10 protein-coding genes are annotated in these 8677 nt (G+C 64.6%); 7 read left to right on the forward strand and 3 right to left on the reverse strand.

Annotated elements, in window-relative coordinates; translation table 11 throughout:
• From hisD to EOA27_RS11710, 6 genes are all read left to right on the forward strand, one after another.
• On the forward strand, positions 1-936 hold a 936-nt coding region (gene hisD, locus EOA27_RS11680; RefSeq protein ID WP_127256230.1), incomplete at its 5' end, for a histidinol dehydrogenase.
• A 12-nt stretch (positions 937-948) separates the two neighbouring features.
• Positions 949-1971 (forward strand): alcohol dehydrogenase catalytic domain-containing protein, encoded by a 1023-nt coding sequence (locus tag EOA27_RS11685; RefSeq protein WP_126083112.1) that lies wholly within the window; start codon positions 949-951, stop codon positions 1969-1971.
• A gap of 30 nt (positions 1972-2001) precedes the next feature.
• On the forward strand, positions 2002-2733 hold the full coding sequence (gene hutC / locus EOA27_RS11690; RefSeq protein ID WP_127256233.1) for a histidine utilization repressor: 732 nt from the start codon (positions 2002-2004) through the stop codon (positions 2731-2733).
• A 285-nt stretch (positions 2734-3018) separates the two neighbouring features.
• Complete coding sequence (locus tag EOA27_RS11700; protein ID WP_126083836.1) at positions 3019-4020, forward strand: ABC transporter substrate-binding protein; 1002 nt, start codon at positions 3019-3021, stop codon at positions 4018-4020.
• An 88-nt stretch (positions 4021-4108) separates the two neighbouring features.
• The gene (locus tag EOA27_RS11705; protein WP_189341540.1) at positions 4109-4903 is read left to right on the forward strand and encodes an ABC transporter permease; all 795 of its coding nucleotides are present in this window, start codon (positions 4109-4111) and stop codon (positions 4901-4903) included.
• A gap of 13 nt (positions 4904-4916) precedes the next feature.
• Positions 4917-5699 carry an ABC transporter ATP-binding protein gene (locus tag EOA27_RS11710; protein WP_126083109.1) on the forward strand — a complete coding sequence of 261 codons (783 nt, stop codon included), beginning with the start codon at positions 4917-4919 and terminating at the stop codon, positions 5697-5699.
• Positions 5700-5821: 122 nt separating this feature from the next.
• Here EOA27_RS11710 and EOA27_RS11715 read toward each other — a convergent pair whose 3' ends face one another.
• Positions 5822-6229 (reverse strand): hypothetical protein, encoded by a 408-nt coding sequence (locus EOA27_RS11715; protein ID WP_126083108.1) that lies wholly within the window; start codon positions 6227-6229, stop codon positions 5822-5824.
• A gap of 142 nt (positions 6230-6371) precedes the next feature.
• On the opposite strand from EOA27_RS11715, the gene EOA27_RS11720 reads away from it, so the two are divergent.
• Positions 6372-6809 (forward strand): MarR family winged helix-turn-helix transcriptional regulator, encoded by a 438-nt coding sequence (locus EOA27_RS11720; protein WP_126083107.1) that lies wholly within the window; start codon positions 6372-6374, stop codon positions 6807-6809.
• Here EOA27_RS11720 and EOA27_RS11725 read toward each other — a convergent pair.
• On the reverse strand, positions 6800-7534 hold the full coding sequence (locus EOA27_RS11725; protein ID WP_127256237.1) for a polysaccharide deacetylase family protein: 735 nt from the start codon (positions 7532-7534) through the stop codon (positions 6800-6802). The two genes, EOA27_RS11720 and EOA27_RS11725, sit on opposite strands and share 10 nt — an antisense overlap.
• 71 nt (positions 7535-7605) lie before the next feature.
• Positions 7606-8677 (reverse strand): EAL domain-containing protein (locus EOA27_RS11730; RefSeq protein WP_127256240.1); only part of this gene is annotated, 1072 nt, incomplete at its 5' end.

Consider the following 8677-nt stretch of genomic DNA (forward strand, 5'->3'; position numbering starts at 1 on the left):
GCGCTTTACGTTCCGCGCGGCAAGGGCGCCTTTCCGTCGGTGACGATGATGACCTCGGTTCCGGCCGTCATCGCCGGCGTGCCGCAGATCGCCATCGTGACGCCGCCGACCGCGGACGGTTCCGTCGATGCCGCGACCCTGGTCGCCGCTCGGCTCGCCGGAGTCGAGACCGTCTACAAATGCGGCGGCGCGCATGCTGTCGCGGCCGTCGCCTATGGCACCGAGACGGTGAAGCCCGCGCTCAAGATCGTCGGCCCGGGCAGCCCTTGGGTGGTGGCGGCCAAGAGCCTGCTGTCCTCGATCATCGACACCGGCCTTCCGGCCGGCCCGTCGGAAGCGATCATCTTCGCCGACGACAGCGTCGACGGCGGCCTCGCCGCACTCGACCTTCTGATCGAGGCCGAGCACGGACCGGACTCTTCCGCCTATCTCGTGACGCACAGCCGCAAGGTCGCCGACGCGGCTCTGGCAGCACTTCCCGACCACTGGTCCCGTATGACCGAGCAGCGGGTCGAGTTCTCGCGCGCGGTGCTGACCGGCAAGCGCGGCGGCATCGTGCTGACCGCGTCACTGGAGGACAGCTACCGCTTCATCAACGACTATGCGCCCGAGCACCTCGAAATCCTGTCCAGAGAGCCGTTCGCGCATCTCGGCCACATCACCGAGGCGGCCGAGATCCTCATGGGTCCGCACACGCCGGTGACGCTCGCCAATTTCGTCCTCGGGCCGAATGCGGTGCTGCCGACCAGCCGCTGGGCGCGCACTTACGGGCCGCTTTCGGTGACGGATTTCCTGAAACGTTCGTCGGTCGGCTATGTGACCTCGGCCGCCTATCCGGAGCTTGCCGGCCATGCCCGCAGGCTTGCCCGCTATGAGGGCTTCAGCTCGCATGAGAACGCGGTCTCGGAAATCCGCGACCGCTATCTCGGCGCCTGACGGGCCGGCGCGATGAAGGCCGCCAGACTGCATGGCCCCGGCGACCTGCGTGTCGAGGATATCGCCGCGCCGGGGGCTCCCGAGCCGGGCTGGGTGAAGCTCAATGTCGACGCCGCCGGCATCTGCGGTTCCGACCTCCACAATTTCCGCACCGGACAATGGATAAGCCGCGCGCCGTCGACGGCCGGCCATGAACTGACCGGCACGGTGGTCGCGGTCGGCGAGGGCGTCGGCACCGTCGCCGTGGGTGACCGGGTGGTCGCCGATTCCCGCTTCTGGTGCGGGGAATGCGCGCAATGCCGCGCGGGCAGGCGGCATCTGTGCGCCTCGCTGGGCTTCGTCGGCGAAGTATGCGACGGCGGCTTTGCCGAGCAGACGGTGCTGCCGGCGCGCCTGCTGCATCTCATCGACGCCGCGCTGGATGAAAGAGTGGCGGCCATGGCCGAGCCGCTCGCCGTCGCGCTGCATGCTGTGCGGCGCCTGCCGAAGACCGCGGGTTCGGTGCTTGTCGTGGGCTGCGGCACCATCGGCGGCTTGGCGGCGCTGCTCCTGTCGCGGACGCTCCCGGGCAGGGTGCTGATCGCCGACCGCAACAAGGCGCGCTGCGAGCGTGTCGCCCGGGTGACCGGCGCCACCATCGTCGATCTCGACCGCGAGGCCATTGCCGAAGCCACCGCCGACGCACCTCTGCTTGCCGCCGTCGAGGCGACCGGCAGCATCGCCGCGCTCAACCAACTGCTGGGTGTTCTGGGTTCCGGCGCCACCGTGGCGCTGGTCGGCATTTTCCACGGCCGCCTCGACATAGACCCCAACATGCTGGTCGAACGCGAGATCGGTCTGCTGGGCTGCCATGCCTTTGCCGATGAGCTGCCCGACGCCATCGGGATGCTGGCGGAGCTGTCCGGACCACTGATCAGCCTGATCGATCGCGAGATCGGCCTGGACGATATTCCTGCCGCTTATGAGCGTCTTTTGGCGGGGCAGGGCGACGGCTTGAAAACCATTATCCGGCTGCGGCAGCCTGCCGGCACCTGATTTCCGATGTTCGCCGGAAAGGACTTTTGAATGAGTGCTTTGCCCGATACGGCCAGCCCCCTCTACGAGAAGGTCAAGGACTACATCCTGACCAACATCGGAACCGGCAAGTGGACCAAGGACAGCAAGCTGCCGTCCGAGAATGAATTCGTGGCCGCGCTCGGCGTGTCGCGCATGACCGTCCACCGCGCCTTGAGGGAATTGACCTCGGCCGGCTTCCTGATCCGGTTGCAGGGCGTGGGGACATTCATCGCGCCGCCAAAGCCACAATCGACGCTGATCGAGATCAACAACATCGCGGCCGAGATCGTCGCGCGCGGCAACAGGCATCGCTCCGAGGTTCTCGTCCTCGAAAGGATCACGCCGACCAAGGAGCTCTCGCTGTCCTTCGAATTCGCCAAGCGCGCCGCGATCTATCATTCGGTGGTCGTCAATTTCGAGAACGACCTGCCCGTGCAACTGGAAGAGCGCTTCGTCAATCCGAGTCTGATCCCGGACTACGACAAGCAGGATTTCTCGAAGATGGCGACCTATGATTACCTGATGCAGAAGACGCCGGTGACCGAGGTCGAACACATCATTTCCGCTGTCCCGGCCGATGCCGAGACGGCGCGGCACCTCGCCATCGACGTCGGCGCCTGCTGCCTGCTGCTGCATCGCCGGACATGGACTGGCGCGGTCGTCGCCACCATCAGCAAGCTGACCTATGTCGGCAGCCGCTACTCGCTCGGCAGCCGCTATTCTCCGTCGCGCAAGACGTGAGACGGGTCGAATCGTTCACGCCTCCGGCGCCGGTCATGACGGGGCAGGGATCGGCTTGCCCAAATGCTGCCAAGAGCACGGCAATCAGCCTCTCCAGCTTGTATATGCATGTATGTATTTTAGCCTTGACATCCGTCATCGCCGACGTTGAATATCGTTTCACTCCCGTCGACGTGGCAGGTAAGACGCCGAGGCACAGTGCCGCAAGAAACAGAAGCCGCATTCTCACCGGACGGGAAGTTTGGTTCAAAAAAGCGCTCTGGATCATCAAGGGGAACAAAGATGATGCTTAACCTCACAGGACAATTCCGTGCGCTCGTGGTGGCGGCGACCATCGGCTTCGCCCCGCTCGCCCACGCCGCCGATACGGTCATTCCCGCGACGCCCGAGGCCGGATCGTTCAAGATCGGCATTGAGCCGTGGCTGGGCTACGGCCAGTGGCATGTCGCCGAAGCCAAGGGCCTGTTCAAGGCGAGCGGTCTGTCGGACGTCCAGATCGTCAATTTCACCGAGGACAAGGACATCAACGCCGCCCTGGCGAGCGGCCAGCTCGATGCGGCGAACATCGCCACCCACACCGCCATGGGCATGGTCGCGGCCGGCCTGCCGGTCAAGATCGTGCTGCTGCTCGACGTCTCGATGACCGCCGACGCCATGATCGCCGGCAAGGACGTCGACTCGGTCGCCGATCTCAAGGGCAAGCAGGTCGCCTTCGAGGAAGGCACGACCAGCGACATCCTGCTGAAATACGCGCTGTCCAAGAACGGCATGTCGATCGCCGACGTCCAGCCGGTGCCGATGCCGGCCGCCGATGCCGGCAGCGCGCTGATTGCCGGCCGCGTCCCGGTCGCGGTCACCTATGAGCCTTATCTCACCACGGCCAGGGCGCAGAACAAGGACGTCAAGCTTCTCTTCACGGCCGGCGAGGACCCAGGCCTGATCAGCGACGTGCTGGTCGTGCGCGACGAGGTGATCAAGTCGCGGCCCGGACAGGTGCTGGCCATGATCAAGGCCTGGGATGCGGCGCTCAAGGATTACAATGCCGACACGCCCGGCGGGCGCGCCATCATCTCCAAGGCGGTCGGCTCGAGTGTCGAGGATCTGAATACGGCGTTCGAAGGCGTGCGTTACTATTCGCTTGCCGAGAACAAGGGCGCGCTGACGGGAGACTTTTCCACCAAGACATTCGCCGACGTCGAGGCCGCCGCCAAGAATGCCGGGCTGCTTCAGGCCGACGTGACGCCGGAGCAGATGATCGATCCGGCCTTCGTCAAGGCCGCACAGTAGGTTCGTGGCGGCCGCCGAGATGTCCGACGAGCCTGCCGGCAAAGCGAGCCCGCCCGGCCCGGCGACGGGACCTGCCGCCAGGCAGGCGATGCGTCGACGCCGATCCTCCGGGATCGGCGCGCCCATCGCGCGCTCCCGCTTCCTGATCATTGCCGTGGCCGTCTTTGCCGGTCTCGGCCTCGCCTGGTGGGCGGCGACGGGGCTCGACCTGGTCAAGCCGATCTTCCTGCCGTCGCCCGCCAGCGTGGCGACGCAACTCGGCAAGCTCTGGGCCGACGGCACGCTGCTCACCGATCTCGAGGCCTCGATCTACCGTATTTCGGTCGGCTTCCTCATCGCCTCGGTGCTCGCCATTCCGATCGGCGTGCTGATCGGCAGCTTCCGAACCTGGGAAGCGGCCATCGAGCCGCTGGTCGATTTCATCCGCTATATGCCGGTGGTCGCCTTCGTGCCGCTCTCCATCCTGTGGGCGGGCACGAGCGACGTCCAGAAATTCCTGATCATCTTCATCGGCACCTTCTTCCAGCAGGTGCTGATGATCATGGACAACGTCAAGCGCGTGCCGGCCGACTTCGTCGGTCTCGGCAGGACGCTCGGCCTTCCGGACCGCAAGATCCTGACGCGCATCGTGGTGCCCAGCGCCTTGCCGGGCATCTGGGATACGCTGCGCATCAGCCTGGGCTGGGCCTGGACCTGGTTGGTGCTGGCCGAGCTCGTCGCCGCGACATCCGGCCTCGGCTATCGCATCACCGTCTCGCAGCGCTATTTCCAGACCAACACCATCATCGGCTACATCCTTCTGTTGGGCATTCTCGGCCTGATCACCGATCAGGTCATGAAGGCGCTGGGCAAGGTGCTGTTTCGCCAGGACAGCCGCTCATGACGAGGTCCGGCCGATGAATTTCCCCAAACTGCGGATCAAGGGCCTCCACAAGAGTTTCGGCACCGGAGCGCGGCGCACCGAAGTGCTGCGCGACATCAACCTCAACCTCGCCGACAATGAGTTCGTGTCGCTGGTCGGCACGTCGGGCTGCGGCAAGAGCACGCTGCTGTCGATCGTCGCCGGACTGCAGGATTTCGACTCGGGCGAACTCGACATCGACGGGTCGCCGATCCTGAAGCCAGGTCTCGATCGCGGCGTCGTCTTCCAGTCCTATACGCTGCTGCCCTGGCTGACGGCGCAGCAGAACATCGAGTTCGCCCTCAAGGCTGCCGGCCATGACCGCGCCACCTGCCGCAGGATCGCGCTTGAGCATCTCGACCTGGTCAAGCTCCCGCGCTCGGCCAATCTCTATCCATCCGAACTTTCGGGCGGCATGAAGCAGCGTGTCGCCATTGCGCGCGCGCTTTCCTACCGCCCCAAGATGCTCTTGATGGATGAGCCCTTCGGCGCACTCGATGCCCTGACCCGGCATCAGATGCAGGAGCTGCTCACCCAGATCTGGGAGGAGCACAGGCTGACCGTGCTCTTCGTCACCCACGACGTCGAAGAAGCCGTCTATCTGTCGGACCGCATTGTCGTGATGGGCATCGGCCCCGGGCGCATCATGCGGACTTTTGACGTCGACATCGAGCGCCCGCGGCGCGAGGAGGTCATGGAGAGCGCCGCCTTCATGGACCTGCAGCGCAATGTCCATAAAGCCATTCGCGAGGCCTCCAGACGCCCCGAAATGGCTTAGCCGCCTGCTCTTGCTGTCACGCCAGCCGGCTGGTGACGCGCAACGGACCTTTGCAAGGAGAGCCACCTGCCGCTCTGGTCCGTTGCGCGCCGCGCCCGGTCGGTTTTGCCGGCCGTGCGGTTTCAGAAAAGCTTGGCGGTCGCCATGCAAAACACCGTGATGACCAGCAACCCGCCGGCGATGCGTTCGCCCCTGGTCATTTTGGCCCGCAGTTGCGTTTGCGTCGCTTGATCGGCGCCAGCCAGTTGCCGGCTGGCGGAGGCGACGAGCGCGCCCTGCACGCCGGCGGCGATCAGCGCCGTCACAATGCCGAGCGCCAGCGCCTTCTCCATCGGGCCGAATGCACCCTCATGGAAGAAATACCAGAGCAGTATGCCGGTCAGGAACACCACGCCGGAGGCGCCGAGCTGCGGCCGGATGAAGCGCTCCGCCTTGATCTCCGGATCGCGGGCGACCGCAATGGTCGTGCCGGCCCAGAACACGCCGGCCATGACGTGCAGGCCGATGACGACGATATAGACATATTGCATGACCGCATTCCTCTCTGTCGCCCGCCGCACGTCGCTGCCATGTCGCGACGCCATCAATAAGACAAAGTTAGAGATCTAACGATTAGATGTCAATTCGTAAAGCTGAGTTTCACGTTCTCATTGCATGCTCTACTGTCACGTCATGACACCATTTGACCGCCCGCCCGTCGGCATGAACCTCGCCCGCACCTCGAAAGTGGTGGCGCAGGCCTTCGATGCCGCGCTGGTCGAGGCCGGCGGCACGCTGCCGGTCTGGCTGACCTTGCTGTCGGTCAAGTCGAAGGAGCTGGCCAACCAGCGCGAGCTTGCCGGCATGATCGGCATCCAGGGCGCGACGCTGACGCATCACCTCAACGCCATGGAGACGCAGGGCTTGCTGACGCGCCGCCGCGATCCCGAAAACCGCAGGGTCCACCAGGTGGCGCTGACTGAGCTCGGCGAAGCGCTGTTCGAGAAATTGCGTCTTGCGGCCGTCGACTTCGACAAGCGGCTGCGGGCCGGCATTCCCGAAGACAGGCTGGCCGAATTCGCCGAGGTGCTCGCGATGCTCAGGCGGAACGCCGAGGCGCCTCAGTCGTAGCCCGCAATCGCCCCGAAAGCGTAGTGACGCAGTCTGAGCGCCGTGATCAGGGCCGTCAGCTTCGTCTTGCCGTCGAAAGCGTCCTGGAACATCTCGTCATGCATGAGCAGGATCAGCTTGTTCGGCCTGGCGAAATGGCCGTAACCGAACAAATGGTCGATCTCGCTGACCAGATGGTCGACGCTCTGAACCGGCTTGCCGCTGTCCTCATGCACCCACTCGTGATCCCAGCCGTAAAGCCAGAAGCCTGAGGCCGCGACGAATTCGTAGTCCGGATCCTCGCGGCCGGCCTCGGCCAGCCCGAGCGAATTGTCGTCCTTCGAGTAATTGGGCAGCCGGAACACGTCGCGTCCGGGCAGCCGCGCATGCACGGCCGGCTTCAGCCCGAGCACAACATTGGCCCGCAGCATGTCGGCGACCACGCCCTCGGTATCGCCGTAGAAATGCCGGTAGTGATTATAGGCATGGCTGTAGCTGTGGTTGCCGATCGTCACCAGCGGCATCGATTTCGCCCGCTGCAACAGCGCCCGGCTGGTAGCATTGGCTTCGACATGCATGCCGACCATGAACAAAGTTGCGGGCACCTGCTCGGCCTGCAGCACGTCGAGGATGTTGGCTGTACCGTTCAGCGGACCGTCGTCGAAAGTGAGGTAGATGGTGCGATCGGCGGCCGAGGCGGGCGATGCGACATGCAGCAGGAACGGCAGGATATAACGAAGCGGCATTCGCAAAACTCGGTTGCGATCCCGATTGGCCGCCATAACGCCCGGTTGTGTCAAGCTTGTTGACGAAAGTGTCAGCCCAAGCTGCCCTGCAGCAGCTTCAGCTTCGCCTTTTTCGGGCTGCGCGCCGCCAGCCATTCGCGCGCCTTGTCCTGCGGCATCGGGAAGGCGATGGAATAGCCCTGCACCTGGTCGCAGCCGATCGCCATGAGCGAGTCGAGCTCGGCCTCGGTCTCGGCGCCCTCGGCGACGATCGAGATGCCCAGCCCCCTGGCAAGCTCGGTGATGGCGCGCACGATCTTGCTGTTGTCGCCGTTCTCGTTGATGTTCTGGACGAAGCGGCGGTCGATCTTCAGCCGGTCGATCTCGTTGGGGTTGACGTGGCTCAGCGAAGCATAGCCGGTGCCGAAATCGTCAAGTTCCAGATGCACGCCCGCGGCGCGGATGTGGCGGAGCTTGGCGGCGATTCCGGTCTTCTCGTCGTCGAGGATGACGGATTCGACGATCTCCAGCGAAAGCTTCTGCGGCGCCAGCCCGGCGCGCTCCAGCGTGCCGAACAGGAACTCGTCGAAATCGGGCTCGCGAAGTTCGGTACCGGAGACATTGACAGCGATGCGCCCGAAATCGATTCCGGCGCGGTCCCATTCGGCGGCCTCGTTGATCGCCTTGCTGATGACGATGCGGCCGACATCGGGCATGAAGCCGCATTTCTCGGCGACGGGAATGAACTCGCCGGGCGAGATCATGCCGCGCGTGGCGTGGTTCCAGCGTACCAATGCCTCGATGCCGCTGATCTTGCCGCTGGTCAGCGACACTTGCGGCTGGAAATAGACCTCGAAACTCTTGTCGGCGATCGCCGTGCGGATGTCCTGTTCGAGCTGCTTGCGGTAGTCGAGCTCGCGCCGCAGTTCCTCCGAGAAGAAGGAGAAATTGCCGCCGCCGAGCTTCTTGGCGGAATAGAGGGCGAGGTCGGCATGGACGAGCAGGTCCTGCGCATTGTCGGCGTCGACTGGATAGACCGCGATGCCGGCGCTGGCGCCAGGCATGATGGTCGTACCCTGGAAGGTGATCGGCTCGTTGATTTCGGCAAGGATGCGCTTGGCCAGCGCATGGATGTCCTCGGTGGTGCCGGCCCCGTTGAGGATC

The organism is Mesorhizobium sp. M2A.F.Ca.ET.037.01.1.1, assembly GCF_003998075.1.
In the GTDB taxonomy this organism is placed as follows: Bacteria; Pseudomonadota; Alphaproteobacteria; order Rhizobiales; family Rhizobiaceae; genus Mesorhizobium.

Coding starts and splice junctions, on each gene's coding strand:
- EOA27_RS11700 (WP_126083836.1), top strand. CDS start 3,019: ATGCTTAACCTCACAGGACAATTCCGTGCGCTCGTGGTGGCGGCGACC.
- EOA27_RS11710 (WP_126083109.1), top strand. CDS start 4,917: ATGAATTTCCCCAAACTGCGGATCAAGGGCCTCCACAAGAGTTTCGGC.
- hutC (WP_127256233.1), top strand. CDS start 2,002: ATGAGTGCTTTGCCCGATACGGCCAGCCCCCTCTACGAGAAGGTCAAG.
- EOA27_RS11685 (WP_126083112.1), top strand. CDS start 949: ATGAAGGCCGCCAGACTGCATGGCCCCGGCGACCTGCGTGTCGAGGAT.
- EOA27_RS11705 (WP_189341540.1), top strand. CDS start 4,109: ATGCGTCGACGCCGATCCTCCGGGATCGGCGCGCCCATCGCGCGCTCC.
- EOA27_RS11725 (WP_127256237.1), bottom strand. CDS start 7,534: ATGCCGCTTCGTTATATCCTGCCGTTCCTGCTGCATGTCGCATCGCCC.
- EOA27_RS11720 (WP_126083107.1), top strand. CDS start 6,372: ATGACACCATTTGACCGCCCGCCCGTCGGCATGAACCTCGCCCGCACC.
- EOA27_RS11715 (WP_126083108.1), bottom strand. CDS start 6,229: ATGCAATATGTCTATATCGTCGTCATCGGCCTGCACGTCATGGCCGGC.